The 17,113-nt window shown below is 65.6% G+C and carries 15 protein-coding genes and 1 pseudogene; 10 read left to right on the forward strand and 6 right to left on the reverse strand.

The annotated features are described in order from the left end of the window. Positions 1-2: 2 nt before the first annotated feature. Positions 3-728, reverse strand: coding sequence for an ABC transporter ATP-binding protein (locus ACVMB0_RS16525; RefSeq protein WP_461346968.1), 726 nt, complete (start codon positions 726-728; stop codon positions 3-5). Continuing rightward, positions 725-1,495 carry an ABC transporter permease subunit gene (locus tag ACVMB0_RS16530; RefSeq protein WP_461349663.1) on the reverse strand — a complete coding sequence of 257 codons (771 nt, stop codon included), beginning with the start codon at positions 1,493-1,495 and terminating at the stop codon, positions 725-727. Before ACVMB0_RS16530 ends, ACVMB0_RS16525 begins: the two co-directional genes overlap by 4 nt. Positions 1,496-1,885: 390 nt before the next feature. On the opposite strand from ACVMB0_RS16530, the gene ACVMB0_RS16535 reads away from it, so the two are divergent. Then, positions 1,886-2,980, forward strand: coding sequence for an LLM class flavin-dependent oxidoreductase (locus ACVMB0_RS16535; protein ID WP_461346969.1), 1,095 nt, complete (start codon positions 1,886-1,888; stop codon positions 2,978-2,980). A 5-nt stretch (positions 2,981-2,985) separates the two neighbouring features. On the opposite strand, the gene ACVMB0_RS16540 is transcribed toward ACVMB0_RS16535, so the two are convergent. Beyond that, positions 2,986-4,326, reverse strand: coding sequence for an LLM class flavin-dependent oxidoreductase (locus ACVMB0_RS16540; RefSeq protein ID WP_461346970.1), 1,341 nt, complete (start codon positions 4,324-4,326; stop codon positions 2,986-2,988). Between the two features lie 314 nt (positions 4,327-4,640). Here ACVMB0_RS16540 and ACVMB0_RS16545 point away from each other — a divergent pair, with 314 nt between their 5' ends. From ACVMB0_RS16545 to ACVMB0_RS16570, 6 genes are read left to right on the forward strand one after another with little or no spacing between them, the layout of a single operon-like run. Further along, the gene (locus ACVMB0_RS16545) at positions 4,641-6,269 is read left to right on the forward strand and encodes an FAD-dependent oxidoreductase (protein WP_461346971.1); all 1,629 of its coding nucleotides are present in this window, start codon (positions 4,641-4,643) and stop codon (positions 6,267-6,269) included. Further along, positions 6,266-6,586: a 4Fe-4S binding protein gene (locus tag ACVMB0_RS16550; protein WP_461346972.1), complete on the forward strand. Its 321-nt coding sequence runs from the start codon at positions 6,266-6,268 to the stop codon at positions 6,584-6,586. Before ACVMB0_RS16545 ends, ACVMB0_RS16550 begins: the two co-directional genes overlap by 4 nt. Before the next feature lie 50 nt (positions 6,587-6,636). Continuing rightward, a complete protein-coding gene (locus ACVMB0_RS16555; protein ID WP_461346973.1) occupies positions 6,637-7,761 on the forward strand; it encodes a methionine ABC transporter ATP-binding protein in 1,125 nt (374 codons plus the stop codon). Beyond that, entirely contained in the window at positions 7,751-8,416 is a 666-nt protein-coding gene (locus ACVMB0_RS16560; RefSeq protein WP_461346974.1) for a methionine ABC transporter permease, read from the forward strand. Before ACVMB0_RS16555 ends, ACVMB0_RS16560 begins: the two co-directional genes overlap by 11 nt. Positions 8,417-8,437: 21 nt before the next feature. Continuing rightward, positions 8,438-9,235 carry a MetQ/NlpA family ABC transporter substrate-binding protein gene (locus ACVMB0_RS16565; RefSeq protein ID WP_461346975.1) on the forward strand — a complete coding sequence of 266 codons (798 nt, stop codon included), beginning with the start codon at positions 8,438-8,440 and terminating at the stop codon, positions 9,233-9,235. 29 nt (positions 9,236-9,264) lie between these two features. Then, a complete protein-coding gene (locus tag ACVMB0_RS16570) occupies positions 9,265-10,041 on the forward strand; it encodes a MetQ/NlpA family ABC transporter substrate-binding protein (RefSeq protein WP_461346976.1) in 777 nt (258 codons plus the stop codon). A 42-nt stretch (positions 10,042-10,083) separates the two neighbouring features. Here ACVMB0_RS16570 and ACVMB0_RS16575 read toward each other — a convergent pair whose 3' ends face one another. Both ACVMB0_RS16575 and ACVMB0_RS16580 read right to left on the reverse strand, forming a co-directional pair. Beyond that, positions 10,084-11,484: an LLM class flavin-dependent oxidoreductase gene (locus ACVMB0_RS16575; protein WP_461346977.1), complete on the reverse strand. Its 1,401-nt coding sequence runs from the start codon at positions 11,482-11,484 to the stop codon at positions 10,084-10,086. A 39-nt stretch (positions 11,485-11,523) separates the two neighbouring features. Continuing rightward, positions 11,524-11,850, reverse strand: a complete 327-nt coding sequence (locus ACVMB0_RS16580) for a hypothetical protein (protein WP_461346978.1) — start codon at positions 11,848-11,850, stop codon at positions 11,524-11,526. A 48-nt stretch (positions 11,851-11,898) separates the two neighbouring features. Between ACVMB0_RS16580 and ACVMB0_RS16585 the strand changes: the two are divergent. The 3 genes and pseudogenes from ACVMB0_RS16585 (at position 11,899) to ACVMB0_RS16595 (ending at position 14,983) form a co-directional block, all read left to right on the forward strand. Beyond that, positions 11,899-13,225, forward strand: a pseudogene (locus ACVMB0_RS16585) (O-acetylhomoserine aminocarboxypropyltransferase/cysteine synthase family protein). Between the two features lie 33 nt (positions 13,226-13,258). Further along, the gene (locus ACVMB0_RS16590; protein WP_461346979.1) at positions 13,259-14,056 is read left to right on the forward strand and encodes a MetQ/NlpA family ABC transporter substrate-binding protein; all 798 of its coding nucleotides are present in this window, start codon (positions 13,259-13,261) and stop codon (positions 14,054-14,056) included. 273 nt (positions 14,057-14,329) lie between these two features. Then, positions 14,330-14,983, forward strand: coding sequence for a TetR family transcriptional regulator (locus ACVMB0_RS16595; protein ID WP_461346980.1), 654 nt, complete (start codon positions 14,330-14,332; stop codon positions 14,981-14,983). Between the two features lie 4 nt (positions 14,984-14,987). On the opposite strand, the gene paaZ is transcribed toward ACVMB0_RS16595, so the two are convergent. After that, complete coding sequence (gene paaZ, locus ACVMB0_RS16600; RefSeq protein WP_456799027.1) at positions 14,988-17,015, reverse strand: phenylacetic acid degradation bifunctional protein PaaZ; 2,028 nt, start codon at positions 17,013-17,015, stop codon at positions 14,988-14,990. Positions 17,016-17,113 lie beyond the last annotated feature (98 nt).

The following is a 17,113-nucleotide window of genomic DNA, read 5'->3' on the forward strand; positions in this document are numbered from 1 at the left end:
CCTCAAGCAGGGATGGGGTGAGCGGCGCCGACGCCGAGCTCCGCGAGCAGGTCGCTGCGTGCGATCGGCGCTGCGCCGTTGCGTTTCACGCGGTGCTCGAACGCGATGCGGCCTGCGCGCATCACCAGGATGCGGTCGGCAAGCGCGATTGCCTCGTCGACGTCGTGGGTGACCAGGAGAACGCCGAGCCAATGCGCGTCGACCAGCTCACGCACCAGGTCGTGCATGCGAATCCGCGTCAGCGCATCGAGCGCGGCAAAGGGCTCGTCGAGCAGGAGCAGCTCGGGCTCCTGTACCAGCGCGCGTGCCAGCGCCACGCGCTGCGCCTGCCCGCCGGAGAGATTGCGCGGCCAATCATCGAGCCGGTCGCCGAGCCCGACCTCGGTGAGCGCGCTCGCGGCACGCTGCCGGGCGTCGGTGGCGTTGAGGCCGAGCGAGACGTTGCGCCACAGGCTGTCCCACGGCAGCAGCCGGTGCTCCTGGAACACGACGGCCGGCCGCCGCGGCGCCGTGATGCGCCCGCCGTCGATCGGATCGAGGCCGGCCAGCGCCCGCAGCAGCGTGGTCTTGCCGCAACCGCTTTCGCCGAGCAGGACGACGAACTCGCCGCGCTCGATGCGCAGATTGAGGTTCTCGATCACGACGCGGTTGCCGTAGGCGCGCTGCAGGCCCGTCACCACGACGGCCGGTGCAGCCGCACTCAATGCGGGCACGGCGTGCACGGTCATCGCGTGCCCCCATAGTTCGGATGCCAGGCCAGCAGCCGTCGCTCGAGGGCGCGCGCGATGCCGTCGGCGGCAACGCCGATCAACGCGTAGATCACGATCGTCAGCACGATCACGTCGGTGCGCAGGAATTCGCGCGCATCCATCGCGAGGAAGCCGATGCCGGATTGGGCGCCGATGGTCTCCGCGACCACCAGGGCCAGCCATGCGGTCGCCAGCGCATAGCGGACGCCGGTCAGGATCGAGGGCAGGGCACCGGGCAGGACGACGCGCCGGATCAGCTCAAATGTGCCGAGGCCCTGGACGCGGCCGAGCTCGACCAGTTTTGGGTCGACCTGCCGGATTCCGAGCGTGGTGTTGATATAGATCGGGAACGCGACGCCGAGCGCGACCAGGAAGATCTTCTGCGCTTCGCCGACGCCGAGCCAGACGATCACCAGCGGCAGCGCGGCGAGGAACGGGATCGCGCGGATCATCTGAATGCTGCGGTCGATCGCAGCCTCCGCGATCCGCGAGAAGCCAACCAGGATGCCGAACGCAAACCCGATGCTGCCGCCGATCGCAAACCCGGACGCCGCCCGCAGCAGGCTGACGCCGAGATCGTTCAGCAGGCTCCCCGATGTCGCGAGCTTGAATGCCGTCCGGACCACCTTGCTCGGGGCCGGCAGCACCTGTGGCGAGAGCCAGCCGGCCTGCGCCAGCGATTCCCAGACGATGAGAAGCACGAGCGGAGCAAGCCACGACAGCAGCAGCAGGCCGCGCCGGCCGATCTCGAATCGCGCCTTCGGCGCGGTGCGATCGCTGCGCTGTGCGGAATCGAACGCGATCGATGGTGCGGCCTGTTCGAGGTTGCTCAAGTCTGTTCCGTCCTCGTTCAACACGCGCGAACATCATCGATCGCGCGCGGCGCGGCTCATCGTTCTCCCGCTCGACGGTTTGCCGTCATTCGAAAGAGAGCGCCGTTCATGCGGCGCAAACTGTCCCACGATTTTTCGCGGACAGAAATAGAGCCGTTTTCCAATTGTCGTTGCGTTCGGAGTTTTCTCGTTTCCCGGTGCGCGCGGCGCGGCAAGGAAAATCTTTTGATGCGCCGCTGCTTGATATGTCGGCGTGCTTCTTCGAAAACACGGCAGTGTAACTGGAGATATCGGAGAGACGGCATGTCGGCACGACCGCTTCGCTTTGGCATCTGGGCGCTGGTTCATGGTTCGCGCGGTGCCTATCAGGATCCGGAGGAGCCGTATGACGCATCATGGGAGCGCAATCGCGATCTCGTGCTTGCGGCTGAGGCGCTGGGCTATGATTCCACGCTGATCGCGCAGCACACGATCAATCCGCATCAGGAGGATTTCGATCAGCTCGAGGCCTGGAGCGCCGCGGCGGCCGTCGCCGCATTGACGAGCCGGATCGAGATCATTGCGGCTATCAAGCCCTATCTCTATCACCCGGTGGTGCTCGCCAAGCTTGCGCTCGGGATCGAGAACATCAGCCGCGGACGCTTTGCGATCAACCTGGTCAATGCCTGGAACCGGCCTGAACTCGACAAGGCCGGCATCGGTTTTGCCGAGCATGATGCCCGTTACGCCTATGGACGGGAGTGGATCACGATCGTCTCGCGCCTGATGCAGGGCGAAAGGCTGACCTACAAGGGCGAGCATTTCGACGTCCGTGACTATCTGTTGCGGCCGACGAGCCGCTATCGGCCGCGGCCGTTGATCTATGTCGGCGGCGAGTCGGAGCCGGCGCGCGCGTTGGTCGCCGACCATGGCGACGTCTGGTTCATCAATGGGCAACCGCTCGAGGATGTGGCCGGCCTGATTGCCGACGTTGCGGCGCGGCCGCGAACGTCAGCGCCGCTCCGTTTCGGGCTGTCCGCGTTCGTCGTCGCACGCCAGACGCAGGCCGAGGCGCAGGCTGCCTATCAGCGGCTGCTCGAGCTGTCGCGGCAGGACGCGCCGGTGAAGGCGATCCAGCGTCAGAACACCGATCCGAAGGTCGTGATGATGCAAACCATGCAGAAATCGGAACGGGTCGGCAGCAATGGCGGCACCGCGGCGGGGCTGGTCGGCAGCTATGACGAGGTGGCGGCCCGGATCGGGGCGTTCCATGCCGCCGGGATCGAGCTGTTCATGCTGCAATTCCAGCCTTTCGAGGCCGAGATGGAGCGCTTTGCGAAGGAGATCATCCCGCGCATTCGCGCTGCGTCATCTGCTGCCGCGACCGACACTCCGCCGCTGCTGGCCGGATCGCGCTAGCTGCGTCACGCGGTGGCCACAGTCCCGATCCGCCGCGCAAAGCGGCTGATCGGCCGCGGCAAGCCGAAATGCTCGCGCAGGGTGGCGCCTGCATAATCGGTTCGGAACAGGCCGCGCCGCTGCAGGATCGGCACCACGCTGTCGACGAAGACCTCGAGCCCGGTCGGCAGCACGTCCGGCATCAGGTTGAAGCCGTCCGCCGCGCCCGCCCTGAACCAGGATTCGATATCGTCGGCAATCTGTTCCGGCGTGCCGACGATGATGCGGTGTCCGACCCCGCCGCCGAGTGCGCGCAGCAGCTGGCGGACCGTGAGGTTGCCGCGCCGCGCGATGTTCACGGTACCCTGGAACATGGTGTGGTTGGCGTTCGCGGGCAGCGGCAGCGGATCGGGCAGCGGCTTGTCGAGATCGAGGATGTCCGGATCGACCTGCAATGTGCCGGCGAGACGCGCGAGACTGTATTCGATCGGAACCAGCTCCCACAGCTCGTCCTGCCGCCGCTTCGCTTCGGCTTCGGTGCTGCCGATCACGGTGGCAAGTCCCGGCAGGATGATGATGGAGTCGCCGGTGCGGCCGTAAGCTGCGGCGCGGGCGCGCAGATCGCGGGCATAGGCGGCGCCTTCGTCGATCGTCTGCGCCAGCGTGAACACGGCTTCGGCCTGCGCGGCAGCCAGATCGCGACCGTCGCTCGAGCCGCCGGCCTGCACGGTCACCGGGCGGCCCTGCGGCGAACGCGGCACATTGAGCGGGCCGGCCACGGCGTAATGGGCGCCGCGATGCGCGATCGGATGCACCTTCGACGTATCGACAAACCGGGCGGCGGTCTTGTCGCCGACAAAGGCGTCGTCCTCCCAGCTGTCCCACAGCGCATGGACCACTTCGGCGAACTCCTTGGCGCGCTCGTAGCGGGCCTTGTGCTCGAGCACGTTGTTGAGGCCGAAATTGCGGCCGGCCGCCGCGTCGGCGGTGGTCACCGCGTTCCAGCCGGCGCGGCCGCCGCTTGCGAGGTCCAGCGTCGCGAAGCGGCGCGCGATGTTGTAAGGCTCGTTATAGGTCGTCGAGGCGGTCGCGATCAGGCCGACATGGCTGGTCGCCGCGGCGACCGTTGCGAGCACGATGGTCGGCTCCATCGACATGAAGGATCGATAGTCGATGCGGTCGGTGATCGCCGGCGTGTCGGCCAGGAAGATCGCGTCGAGCTTGCCGCGCTCGGCGATCTCTGCGACGCGCACGTAATGACCGACGTCGAAGCAGGCGCGCGGATCGCTTTCCGGCAGCCGCCAGGCCGACGCGTAGACGCCGGAGTGCAGCAGATTGACGTTGAGATGAAGCTGACGATCGGACATGGCTGCCACGCAGTGAAATGAGATGTTTTCCGACATATCGCCTGTCGCGCGACAAGGAAACGAACGGCTGGCGCGCGCATGCAAAAAGAAATATCCGCCTCCGCCGCGCGGTTTGCCGACAAAACTCGTGTTCGTCTCCGGTGTTGGACGAAACGTCCTCCGCGCCGGTGCATGATTATTCTTCGATGAGCTGCGGCAGGGGAAGCTTCGTCCAAGTCCGTTCAAATATCTGAAATTGCCAGGGGCGCACACGCGCGTAAGCATGTTGCTGCGGCGCATCGCAAGCGATTGGTGCCGCGTGGAGAAACTGGACGATGGCAACCAACGATCGACGCGCCGAACGGCGGGCCGCAGCGGACGGCTCGGTTGAATTCGACGCCGATGTCCTGGTGATCGGCGGCGGACCGGCGGGCACCTGGGCTGCGGTGAGCGCTGCAGAGCGCGGCGCCCGCGTTGTGCTCGCCGACAAGGGGTTTTGCGGCACGTCGGGCGCGACCGCGGCCGCCGGCACCGGCGTCTGGTATGTCGATCCCGATCCGGCGTTGCGTGAAGCCGCCATGGCCAACCGCGAGAAGATGGGCGGGTATCTGCAAGACCGCGGCTGGATGGCGCGCGTGCTCGACCAGACCTATGAGGCCAGCAATCGTTTGGCAGCGTGGGGCTACCCTTATCCGGTCGATGATAGCGGCAAATCGCAGCGCAACTCGCTGCAAGGGCCGGAATACATGCGCCTGATGCGCAAACGCACCAAGCAGGCCGGCGTCACCATTCTGGACCACAGCCCCGCGCTCGAGTTGCTGGTTGACGATGACGGCGCGGTTGCCGGCGCCAGCGGCGTGCGCCGGCAGAAGCACGACCGCTGGATCGTGCGCGCCAGGGCCGTGGTTATCGCGACCGGCGGCTGCGCGTTCCTGAGCAAGACGCTGGGCTCGAACGTGCTGACCGGCGACGGCTATCTGATGGCCGCGGAGGTCGGTGCCGAATTCAGCAGCATGGAGTTCTCCAATCCTTATGCGATCTCGCCGGCGTTCGGCTCGGTGACCAAGACGCTGTTCTATGGCTGGGCGACCTTCAGCTACGAAGACGGCAGCGTCGTTCCCGGCGCGGCATCCAAGGGCGGCCGATCGGCGATCGCGCGGGCATTGCTGCAAGGGCCGGTCTACGCCCGCCTCGACAAGGCCGATGACGAGGTGCAGCGCGACATGCGGGCGTCGCAGCCGAATTTCTTCCTGCCGTTCGATCGCACCGGCATCGATCCGTTCAGCGAGCGGTTTCCGGTGACGTTGCGGCTCGAAGGCACCGTGCGCGGCACCGGCGGCCTTCGCATTGTCGACGACAGCTGCGCAAGCAGCGTGCCGGGGCTCTATGCCGCCGGCGATGCGGCGACGCGCGAATTGGTCTGCGGCGGCTTCACCGGCGGCGGCAGCCACAACGCCGCCTGGGCGATGTCGTCGGGGACCTGGGCCGGCTGGGGCGCTGCCGGCTACGCCCGGCAGCTTGGCCCGGCGCGGCAGCGCCGCCTGGCCTCCGCGGGAACAGTTGCGTTCCGAAGCCGATCGCGCCGCCCGTTTGAGCCGGCCGCACTGGCGCGGGCAGTTCAGGATGAGGTCTATCCGTATGAGCTGAACTACTTCCGGCACGCGTCGCGGCTCGAGGGCGCGCTGGCGCGGCTCGATGCGGCGTGGGCCGATGCGTCGGCGGCCGACGCCGCGAGCAAGGATGATCTGCTGCGCGCCCGCGAGAGCGCGGCCATGCTGGCGACGTCGCGCTGGATGTATCGCAGCGCGCTGGCGCGTACCGAAAGCCGCGGCATGCATCGCCGCGACGACTATCCCGATCAGGACGTCAGGCAGCGTCACTACGTGACGAGCGGCGGCCTGGACGAGGTCTGGACCGCAGTCCGGCCGCATGGCGACGCCAGCTACGCCGAGGCTGCGGAATGATCGAGGTGATCGACGTCGAACGCTGCACGTCCTGCGACATCTGCGTGAATGTCTGCCCGACCAATGTGTTCGATAAGACCGATGGAATTCCGGTGATTGCCCGCCAGAGCGATTGCCAGACCTGTTTTCTCTGCGAACTCTATTGTCCCGAGGACGCACTTTACGTCTCGCCCTATGCGGATACCCCTTGCCCGACCGACGTAGTCGCGCTACGGCAGACCGCCGCATTGGGCAGTTACCGCCGCGCGGTCGGCTGGACCGACGAGACGCGCGATCTCCGCGGCATCGACCGCAGCTATCTGCTCTTTGGTCATTGAGTCCGGGCTGGGCCCGGCGACCGAAGCCATCTGCCAATTGGACCGATTGAATGAATGTACATCAATCCCTGACGACGGCGCAGCCCGTTGCGCCGCTGCCGTCAATATCGCCCGCATCGGGCATGACCGACGCGATGATCCGCTTCGAAGGTGTATCGAAGGTTTATCCGGCCTATCGCGACAAGCCGAGCGTGCATGCGTTGCAGGCGATCGATTTCGCGATCGCGCGCGGCTCGATCACCGGCGTGATCGGTCGCTCCGGTGCCGGCAAGTCGAGCCTGGTTCGCCTCATCAACGGGCTCGAGAAGCCGTCGACCGGCCGCGTCGCCGTCGATGGCAGCGAGATCTCCGCGCTGGCCGGCCGCGAGCTGCGCCTGGCGCAGCGCTCGATCGGCATGATCTTCCAGCATTTCAACCTGCTGTCGTCGCGGACGGCGGCGGATAATATCGCGCTGCCGCTCGAGATCGCCGGCTGGTCCAGGGCCGACATCGCGGTTCGCGTGGAAGAACTGCTCGCGCTCGTCGGCATCGCCGACAAATCCGACCGCTATCCCTCCGAACTGTCCGGCGGCCAGAAGCAGCGCATCGGGATCGCGCGCGCACTGGCGACGCGGCCGAAGGTGCTGCTGTCCGACGAGGCGACCTCGGCGCTCGACCCGCAGACGACGCGCGCGATCCTGGACCTGCTTGCCAACATCAATCGCGAGCTCGGTGTCACGATCGTGCTGATCACCCACGAGATGTCGGTTGTCCGCCAGCTCGCCAAGGAGGTCGCGGTGATCGACGGCGGCCATGTCGTTGAACGCGGCCATGTCGCCGACATCTTCACGCATCCCCGGCATCCGGTGACGCAGGCGTTCCTGTCCGAGGCGATCGGCGACAGCGTTCCGGTCTCGCTGGCAAGCCGGCTGTCGCCACAGCCGATTGTCGGCGGCAAGGCGGTTCTGCGCGTACAGGTGCGAGGGACCGAAGCCGGCGACACGGTGGTGGCGCGCCTGTCGCGCGAGCTGTCTCACGACGTGGCACTGCTATCGGCCCGGATCGACGAGATCGGCGGCCAGCACGTCGGCTCGCTGATCCTGGGCATTCCCGGCGGTGAAGCCGCCGCGAAGCAGGCCCTGGCCTATCTGTCTCAGCATGACCTTCTGGTGGAGCGTCTCGGCTATGTCGCGTGAACTCATCAACCTGATCGTTCAGGCCACTGGCGAGAGCCTGTTCATGGTCTCGGTCGCGGCCCTGGTCGCGACCATATTGGGCCTGCCGCTCGGGATCTTCCTCGCCACCAGCCGGAAGGGCGAGTTGTTCGCGGCGCCGCCCGCCAACGGCATTCTCGGCGTGATCGTCAATGCTACGCGCTCGACGCCGTTCATCATCCTGGTGGTCGCGATCATCCCCTTCACGCGCCTGATCGCCGGCACTTCGATCGGCTCGGGTGCGGCGATCGTGCCGCTCACCATCGCGGCGACGCCTTTCATCGCTCGCCTGGTCGAGGCGGCGATCCGCGAGGTCGACGCCGGCCTGATCGAGACGGCATCTTCATTTGGTGCAAGCCCATTGCAGATCGTGTTCAAGGTCCTGATTCCGGAGGCGTTGCCGGGCCTGGTGCTGGCCCTGACGCTCGCCGTCGTCAGCCTGCTCGGCTACTCCGCGATGGTCGGGGCGGTCGGCGGCGGCGGTCTTGGCGACCTCGGCATTCGCTACGGCTATCAGCGCTTCATGCCTGAGATGATGCTGGCGGTCGTCGTCGTCCTGATCGCGCTGGTGCAGACCGTGCAGACCGCCGGGGACTATCTGGCGCGCCGCGTCAACCGCCGGCTGCGCAATCGCTGATCCCAAAGCCATTCCTGTTCCATGGAGACAAAGATGTTGTTGTTTCGATCCCTTGTCGCGCTCACGAGCGTTATTGCGGTCTGGTCGACCGCGGCTGCGGCTGAAACGATCAAGATCGGCGTGACGCCGGGGCCGCATGCGCAGATCCTCGAGGCCGTGAAGCCGATTGCGGCCAAGAGCGGGCTCGATCTCCAGCTCATCGAGTTCTCGGACTATGTCGTGCCCAACGCCGCGCTCGACGCCGGCGACATCCAGGCCAATTCGTTTCAGAACCAGCCCTATCTGGACAACCAGAAGGCCGATCGCGGCTACAAGATCGAGCAGGTCGGGCTGACGGTCAATTTTCCGATCGGCATCTATTCACGCAAGCACAAGAGCTGGGCCGACCTGCCTGAGGGAGCCAAGGTCTCGATTCCGAACGATCCCACCAATGGCGGCCGCGCGCTGCTGCTGCTGCGCGACAAGGGGGCGATCAAGCTGAAGAGCGATGTCGGGTTCAAGCCGACCGTCATCGACATCATCGACAATCCCAAGAAGCTGAAATTCATCGAGGTCGACGCCGCCCAGGCGCCGCGCGCGCTCGACGACGTCGATGCGGCCGTCATCAACACCAACTATGCGACACAGGCCGGCCTCGATCCGGTCAAGGATCCGATCCTGCGCGAGGACCCGAAGGGACCCTATGTCAATCTGATCGCGGTCCGCTCCGCCGACAAGGACAAGCCGTGGGTCAAGATCCTGGTCGATAGCTATCACACGCCGGAGATCAAGGAATTCGTCCTGACCAAGTTCAAGGGCGCGGTGTTGCCGAGTTGGTAATCGCCGATTCAGCTATCGAGGACAGACTGATGCGTATCCTGATGACCGCGCTCGCCGTTGCAGCGCTGTTGACCGGCGCGGCCAGGGCCGACACCATCCGGGTCGGCGTCACGGCCGGGCCCCACGCGGAAATCCTGGATGTCGTGAAGAAGGTGGCCGCCGGCCGCGGGCTCGACATCAAGGTGGTCGAGTTCACCGACTATGTGATCCCGAACCAGGCGCTCGCACTCGGGGACCTCGAGGCCAATTCATTCCAGCATGAGCCCTATCTGAAGAACCAGCTCTCCAAGACCGGCTGGAAGATCGTCAAGGTCGCCAACACCATCGCCTCCCCGCAGGGCGTCTACTCCCTGAAGTACAAGAAGCTTTCCGATCTGCCGGATGGCGCCCGGGTGGCGATCGCCAACGATCCGTCCAACGGCGCGCGCGGCTTGATGATCCTGGCGCTGCACGGCGTGATCAAGCTGAAGGAGCCGAACAACGTCGCCTCGACCATTGCCGATATCACCGACAATCCGAAGCAACTGCGCTTCGTCGAATTGGATGCCGCGCAGCTGCCGCGCGCGTTGCAGGACGTCGACCTGGTCTCGATCAACAACAACTATGCGGTTCAGGCCGGGCTCAATCCCGCCACCGACGCGATTGCGCGTGAGGCGGCGGATGGCCCCTGGGTCAACATCCTCGCCGTGCGTGAAGAGGACAAGGACAAGCCCTGGGTCAAGCAGCTGACCGACGCCTATCATTCCGACGAGGTGAAGGCATTCCTCAAGACGCGCTTCAAGGGCACCTATATCGCAACCTGGTGACGGGCGTTTGATTGCCGGTCACCGAGAGGTTCGTAAGCCGCGCTATTCGGCGGCGTCGGCGCGCGTGGCCGAGGGCGAGCGACGGAAGCCGGCGCCGGGATGCGTGGCGTCAAGATAGGGCCCGCGTCCAGGAAACAGTTTTTCGCGCAGCGTGCCTTCGCGATAGGCCGTCTTGTAGACCCCGCGCGACTGCAGTTCCGGCACCACCAGGTCGACGAACGCCGTCAGCGATTCCGGCGCGACCAGGCGGAACAGGTTGAAGCCGTCGACATCGGTTTCATCGACCCAGGCGATCAACTCGTCCGCCACGTCCTGCGGCGAGCCGACCACGAACGGTGAGCGCGCGCCGACCCGGCTCAGCGTTGCGAGATCGCCGACCTTGACCGGCTGGTCGCTGCGCACCGTGAAATTCTCGACCATCGACTGGATCGCGTTGCTCTCGACATATTGCACGGCCTGGTCCGGGCGATATTTCGAGAAATCGATGCCGGTCCATCCCGAGAGCAAGGCGAGCTGGCCGGCCTGATCGACATGCTCTGCGTAGTCCGCGAGCAGATCGTTGGCCTCGGCGCGCGTCGGTGCGACGATCACGGTCGCGCCGGCGAACAGGCGGATGTCATAGGGATCGCGTCCGAAGCCCCGGGCGGCCTCCCTGATCTCGCGTACGGCGCGGGCCAGGATCGGCTTGGTCTGGCCGTTGAGGAAGATCGCCTCCGCATGCCGGGCCGCGAAGGCGCGCCCGCGTTTTGAGGTTCCGGCCTGATACAGCAGCGGCGTGCGCTGTGGCGACGGTTCGGCGAGGTGGATGCCGTCGATCTGATAGTGACGCCCCTGGTGCTGCACGGGATGGATCCTGGCCGGATCGGTGAAGATCCGTGCCGCGCGGTCGCGGCGGACCGCGCCGTCCTCCCAGCTGCCCTCCCAAAGCTTGTAGCTCGCCGTGAGAAACTCCTCGGCCGCCTCATAACGCTCGTCATGCGCGCGATTGGCCGCAAGGCCCATGCCGCGGGCACCGCTGTCGAGATAGCCGGTGACGATGTTCCAGCCGATCCGGCCGCGCGAGAGGTGATCGAGCGTCGAGAAGCGGCGGGCGAGCTGGTAGGGATGCTCGTAGGTGAGGTTGGACGTGATGCCGAAGCCGAGATGCTTTGTCGCGTGTGCCATGGCGGAGACAAGCAAGGTCGGCTCGGCGTTCGGTAGTTGAACGGCGTGGCGCAGAGCGGTTTCGGGGCGGTTGCCGTAGACGTCGTAGATGCCGAACACGTCGGCCAGGAAGATGCCGTCGAGCAGGCCGCGTTCAGCCGTCCGGGCGTAGTCCACCCAATAGTCCAGCGTGTTGTAGTCGAGCGAGGTGTCGCGCGGATGCGACCACAGACCCGCCCAGTTGTGGCTCGGCGCCATCATGTTGAACGCGTTGAAGCGAAGCTCTTTCGGTCTGGTCATCGCGCAGTTTCCGGCAATTGAGGACAGAGAGGTGATTTATCACGTCACCAGCGTGGCTTTATTTTCTATTCGGCGAAGCAGGATCAAAATCGTGCTCCGTCCCTGGTCCGGCGCAGCAGGGATTGGTCCGCTCGACGTCGTTGCATCGTTCAGGGGACCGGCACGTCCGGCATGGCGCGCTGATTTGCGAACGCGATCGACGGGAAGATCAATGTGCCGGTGATCTGCTGAACGCGTGGGCGCAGCGAAACAAATGCAACGCGGCGGGGGCTCGAGCTGAAAAATTCGCGACGCCATCCGACGTGCGGCCAGCACGCGCATCGCTATTTTCGCCGACGTCTCGACAGCCGCGGCGTCGCTGCGCATCATCCGCTGCCTTTGATGCTGGGTCCATGGATTTCGGGAGATTTGGAAATGCCGATCGAAACCAAGAATGTCGAGACGCTCGCCCTGCACGGCGGTTCATACCGGGCGGACCCGGCGACGGGCGCGGTGGCGGTTCCGATCTATCAGACGACATCCTATCAATTCGAGAGCACCGATCACGCATCGCGGCTGTTCGCGCTGGAGGCGCTCGGGCAGATCTACACCCGGATCAAGAACCCGACGGCCGACGCGTTCGAGGAACGGCTGGCGGCGCTGGAGGGCGGCGTGGCCGCGCTCGCCGTGGCGTCGGGCCAGTCGGCGACGGCTTACGCGATCTTCAACATCGCCCAGGCCGGCGACAACATCGTCTCGTCGACCGATCTCTATGGCGGCACCTGGACGCTGCTGTCGCAGACGCTGAAGCAGTTCGGCATCGAGGTACGTTTCGTCGATCCGGCCGATCCGGAGAATTTCCGCCGCGCCACCGATGCGAAGACCCGGGCCTACTTTGCCGAGACCCTGCCGAACCCCAAGCTCAACGTATTTCCGATCCGGGAGGTTGCGGATATCGGGCGTTCGCTCGGCGTGCCGCTCATTCTCGACAATACGGCCGTGCCGCTGATCGCGCGCCCGTTCGATCATGGAGCGGCGATCGTGGTCTATTCCACCACGAAATATATCGGCGGCCACGGCACCTCGATCGGCGGTGCGATCATCGACGGCGGCAATTTCGACTGGGCGGCGCATGCCGAGCGCTTCCCGCTGCTGACGCAGCCGGACGATGCCTATCACGGCGCGATCTGGACCGAAGCCGCCAAGCCGCTCGGTCCGATCGCCTATATTCTCCGCGCGCGCGTCAAACTGCTGCGCGATCTCGGTGCCGCGATCGCGCCCCAGAATGCATTCCAGTTCATCCAGGGGCTGGAGACGCTGCCGCTGCGACTGCGCCAGCACAATGAGAACGCGATCAAGGTCGCGAACTTCCTGGCACGGCATCCCTCCGCCTCGCACGTGATCTTCCCCGGCCTGCAAAGCGGGGAGAACCGGCGCCGCGCCGATCTCTATCTCAACGGCGGCTATGGTGCGCTGGTCGGGTTCGAGCTGAAGGGCGGCGTCGAGGCCGGCCGTCGCTTCATCGATGCGCTGAAACTGTTCTATCACGTCGCCAATATCGGCGATGCGCGGTCGCTGGCGATCCACCCGGCGTCGACCACCCATCAGCAGCTCAGCGCCGAAGAGCAGCTCGCGGCCGGCGTGACGCCCGGCTACATCCGCGCTGTCGGTCGGCATCGAGCACCCCGACGACATCCTCGCCGACCTCACCCAGGCATTGGCCCAAGCCGAGGCCGGCGGCAGCAGCCGCAAGGCGGCCTGATCGATCCCTGACAACGGAGTTGAAACCGAGACCATGAAGACATTGTTGCGCCTGGCGCAGGCGGCCGGGGTGCTGCTTGCCATGACTGCGGCGGCTGTTGCCGATGAACCGCTCAAGATAGCGACCAGCGCGGGGCCGGTCGGTCAGCTGGCGGCGTTTGCCGCCAAGCTTGCCAAGGACAAGGGCCAGGACGTCAAGATCGTCGAGCTGTCGGACTGGGTCGCGCTGAACGAGGTGGTGAACAGCGGCGATGTCGACGCCAACCTGTTCCAGCACGCGACGTATCTCGCGATCCAGAACAAGCAGCGCGGCTTCAATTTGACCCAGGTCGACAAGGTCGGCGTGATCGCGCCGGTCGGGTTGTTCTCGAAGAAGATCAAGTCGCTCGACGAGATCAAGTCCGGCGACAGCGTCGCGATCCCGAACGAGCCGCTCAATGGCGCGCGCGGCCTGATCCTGCTCGAACGTGCCGGGCTGATCAAGCTGGCGCCGGGCAAGGGCTTTTCTGTCAGCCGGTTCGACATCATCGACAACCCGAAGAACTTGAAGATCGTCGAGCTCGATCCGGCGCAGACCTACCGGTCGCTCGACGACGTCACGCTGGCGCTGGTCAACATCACCTATCTGATTCCGGCCGGCGGCGATCCGAAGTCGGCGCTGGTGATCGACCGTACGGTGGACGACAGCCTCGTGCTGCGCTTCACCGCGCGACCGGACAAGAAGGACGATCCGCGCCTGAAGGCCTTCATCCAGGTCTTCAACTCGCCGGAGGTCAAGCACTTCATCGAGGAGAAGCTGCCGGCGTTCATTCCGGCGGGCTTCAGCAGTTAGAGCCGTGTGAGGCGGGGGGACGCGGCCAGGCCCTCAATGCGTTTTGCATTGGGGGCCTTCGCTCGTCTGGAGCGCTTTCAAGCGAAGTGGGTACCGGTTCACGTAACGAAAGCGCGTCCAACAGGAATTTGGGACCGCGAGACAGAGACGCTATTCCAACTCAGCCATGGAATTGTCCGACCGGATGGTCAATAAATGATGGTTCGGATGCGGCCCGGTGCAAGCTGGACAGTGGCTCCCAACTTTCACGGCCGGCTGGTGGAACGGAACGACATGGCCCGATCGCGCGCCAAGGACTATGACGACAAACGCCTCTCGATGCTGCATCGCGCAGCCGAGCTGTTCGCCGCCTCGGGATATGTCGGCACCTCGATGAACACCATCGCCGATGCCTGCGGGGTCTCGAAGGCGCTGCTGTATCATTATTATCCCGACAAGGAGGCGATCCTGGTCGATCTTCTGTCCTCGCATCTCGAAAAGCTGGTGGCGGCGGTTCGCAAGGCGAGTGCGTCGGCCGGCGATCCGGTCGAGCGTTTCAGGGCGATCGTTGCGACCCTGCTCGAACTCTACCGGCATGCCGACGCCGAGCATCAGGTGCAGATCGCAAGCCTCCGGCTGCTGCCGACGGAGAAGCAGCAGCCGCTGCTTGCGAGCGAGCGGATCCTGGTCGGGATCATGTCGGATGCGCTCGCCGCGGCGGTGCCGGCGGCGAGGCAGAAGCGCGTTCTCAAGCCGCTGACGATGAGCGTCTTCGGCATGCTGAACTGGCACTACATGTGGTTTCGCGAGGGTGGGCCGATGACCCGCGCCGAATATGCCGACTTCGTCGCGCAGCTGGTGCTGGCTGGTACGGAGGAGGCGGCCGCGACCCGGCCGCGCGGCAAAGCGAAACCGGCCGGCCGCAGCCGGCAGGTCGAGTTGCGCTGAAGATTTAAGCGCGCATCGCGTTCATCGTCAGCAGTTCGTAGGTCGCCGCGGTCTCGCCGGTGCCGGTGGTGATCTCGACGTCCCAGCGCACCTCGCCATACTGCTTGTTGCGCGGCGTCTTCTCCTTTGCGGTCAGCCGGACCTGGATTGATTCTCCCGGCTGGACCGGTTTCACGAAGCGCAGCGTATCGAGACCGTAATTCGCCAGCACCGGGCCGTAGTCGGGATCGACGAACAGGCCGGCGGCAAACGACAGCAGCAGATAGCCATGCGCGACCCGGCCAGGGAAGAACGGGTGCCCCTTGGTCGCCTCCTCGTCCATATGGGCGTAGAAGGTGTCGCCGGTGAAATGCGCGAAGTGTTCGATGTCGTCGAGCGTGATCTGCCGCGCTTTCGAGACCAGCGTGCGGCCGATCTCGAGATCATCGTAGTGATAGCGGAACGGGTGCAGGTCGCCTTCGAGCACCGGACTGCCCTTGAACCAGCGGCCGGTGGCGCCGCTCAGCATGCGAGGCGAGCCCTGTAATGCGGTGCGCTGCATGTAGTGCTGCAGGCTGCGGATGCCGCCGAGCTCCTCGCCGCCGCCGGCGCGGCCCGGGCCGCCGTGAACCATCTGCGGCATCGGTGAGCCGTGTCCGGTGTGCTCGCTCGCGCAATCGCGGTCGATGATCGCGACGCGGCCGTGGAAACTGCCGATGCCGAACGCAAGCTCGGTCGCGGTCGGGATGTCGTGCGTGTAGACCGACGCGACCAGGCTGCCGCCGCCGCGATTGGTCAGCGCGACGGCCTGGTCGAGATCGTCATAGCCCATCACGGTGCTAACCGGCCCGAACGCCTCGATCTCGTGCACCGCGGTCGCAGCGAGCGGCTTCGCGCAGTGCAGCAGCAGCGGCGGAACGAAGGCGCCGCGCGTCGCGTCGGCGTCGACCAGCGGGAAATTATCGGGATCGCCGGCCACCAGTTCAGCCTCGGCGCGCAGCCGGGCCACATGGGCAAGCACATCGCTGCGCTGGGCGAGACCGACCAGCGGCCCCATCCTGACCTTGTCGTTTGCGGGATTGCCGATCGTGACCTTTGCGAGGCGCTCGCGCAACGCGGTGATGACGGCATCGAGCTGCGCTGCCGGCGCCAGCGCGCGGCGGATCGCGGTGCATTTCTGCCCGGCCTTGACCGTCATCTCCTTCGCCACTTCCTTGATGAAGAGGTCGAACTCCGGACTTCCCGGCACTGCGTCCGGCGCGAGGATCGCTGCATTGAGCGAATCCCGCTCGGCGATGAACCGGACAGCTTCGCGCGCGATCACCGGATGGCGTTGCAGCCTCTGTGACGTGTCGGCCGAGCCCGTGAACGACACCACGTCCTGGCAGGTGAGGTGGTCGAACAGATCGCCGGTCGATCCGACGATGAATTGCAGCACGCCTTCCGGCAGCACGCCGGATTCGGTGATCATCCGCACCAGCTCGTAGGCGACATAGGAAGTGACTGTCGCCGGCTTGGTGACGACGGGAACGCCGGCGAGCAGCGCGGGCGCCAGCTTCTCCAGCATGCCCCAGCACGGGAAGTTGAACGCGTTGATATGAACGGCAACGCCGTGCAATGGCGTCACGATATGCTGGCCGGCGAACGCGCCGCCCTTGGAGAGCCCCTCGACATTGCCGTCGAGCAGGAATTTGCTGTTCGGCAGCTCGCGGCGTCCCTTGCTGGCATAGGCGAACAAGGTGCCGATGCCGCCATCGACGTCGATCATCGCGTCGGTGCGGGTCGCGCCCGCATGCAGCGACAGTTTGTAGAGCCGGTCCTTGTGCTGGCTCAGCGTGTCGGCCAGCGCCTTCAGCAGGCCGGCACGCTGGTGGAACGACAGTTTCCGGAGATTCTTGCCGCCGACCGTGCGGCCATAGGCCAGGATCTCGCGCATGTCGAGATCGCTCCGCGTCGCGAGCGCCACCACGTCGCCGGTCACGGCACTGTGAATCTCGGCGGCGGGTTCGCCTGCGCCGGACCACTTTCCGCGAACGAAGCTGTCGAGCTTCATGACGCTGTCCGCGTCGCTGGATTGAGGCTGTGTCATCGAACTGGACCCCTCTGACTCATGATCAATGTTGCGTCTTGCCTTGCCGGCGGAACGTTCAA

The sequence above is a fragment of the Bradyrhizobium sp. USDA 4451 genome (assembly GCF_054822585.1).

What these genes read in the sequence shown, in the direction of transcription:
- ACVMB0_RS16525 (WP_461346968.1), bottom strand. Translation starts at nt 728, where the DNA reads ATGACCGTGCACGCCGTGCCCGCATTGAGTGCGGCTGCACCGGCCGTC.
- ACVMB0_RS16535 (WP_461346969.1), top strand. Translation starts at nt 1,886, where the DNA reads ATGTCGGCACGACCGCTTCGCTTTGGCATCTGGGCGCTGGTTCATGGT.
- ACVMB0_RS16540 (WP_461346970.1), bottom strand. Translation starts at nt 4,326, where the DNA reads ATGTCCGATCGTCAGCTTCATCTCAACGTCAATCTGCTGCACTCCGGC.
- ACVMB0_RS16545 (WP_461346971.1), top strand. Translation starts at nt 4,641, where the DNA reads ATGGCAACCAACGATCGACGCGCCGAACGGCGGGCCGCAGCGGACGGC.
- ACVMB0_RS16550 (WP_461346972.1), top strand. Translation starts at nt 6,266, where the DNA reads ATGATCGAGGTGATCGACGTCGAACGCTGCACGTCCTGCGACATCTGC.
- ACVMB0_RS16555 (WP_461346973.1), top strand. Translation starts at nt 6,637, where the DNA reads ATGAATGTACATCAATCCCTGACGACGGCGCAGCCCGTTGCGCCGCTG.
- ACVMB0_RS16560 (WP_461346974.1), top strand. Translation starts at nt 7,751, where the DNA reads ATGTCGCGTGAACTCATCAACCTGATCGTTCAGGCCACTGGCGAGAGC.
- ACVMB0_RS16565 (WP_461346975.1), top strand. Translation starts at nt 8,438, where the DNA reads ATGGAGACAAAGATGTTGTTGTTTCGATCCCTTGTCGCGCTCACGAGC.
- ACVMB0_RS16570 (WP_461346976.1), top strand. Translation starts at nt 9,265, where the DNA reads ATGCGTATCCTGATGACCGCGCTCGCCGTTGCAGCGCTGTTGACCGGC.
- ACVMB0_RS16575 (WP_461346977.1), bottom strand. Translation starts at nt 11,484, where the DNA reads ATGACCAGACCGAAAGAGCTTCGCTTCAACGCGTTCAACATGATGGCG.
- ACVMB0_RS16580 (WP_461346978.1), bottom strand. Translation starts at nt 11,850, where the DNA reads ATGCGCAGCGACGCCGCGGCTGTCGAGACGTCGGCGAAAATAGCGATG.
- ACVMB0_RS16590 (WP_461346979.1), top strand. Translation starts at nt 13,259, where the DNA reads ATGAAGACATTGTTGCGCCTGGCGCAGGCGGCCGGGGTGCTGCTTGCC.
- ACVMB0_RS16595 (WP_461346980.1), top strand. Translation starts at nt 14,330, where the DNA reads ATGGCCCGATCGCGCGCCAAGGACTATGACGACAAACGCCTCTCGATG.
- paaZ (WP_456799027.1), bottom strand. Translation starts at nt 17,015, where the DNA reads ATGAAGCTCGACAGCTTCGTTCGCGGAAAGTGGTCCGGCGCAGGCGAA.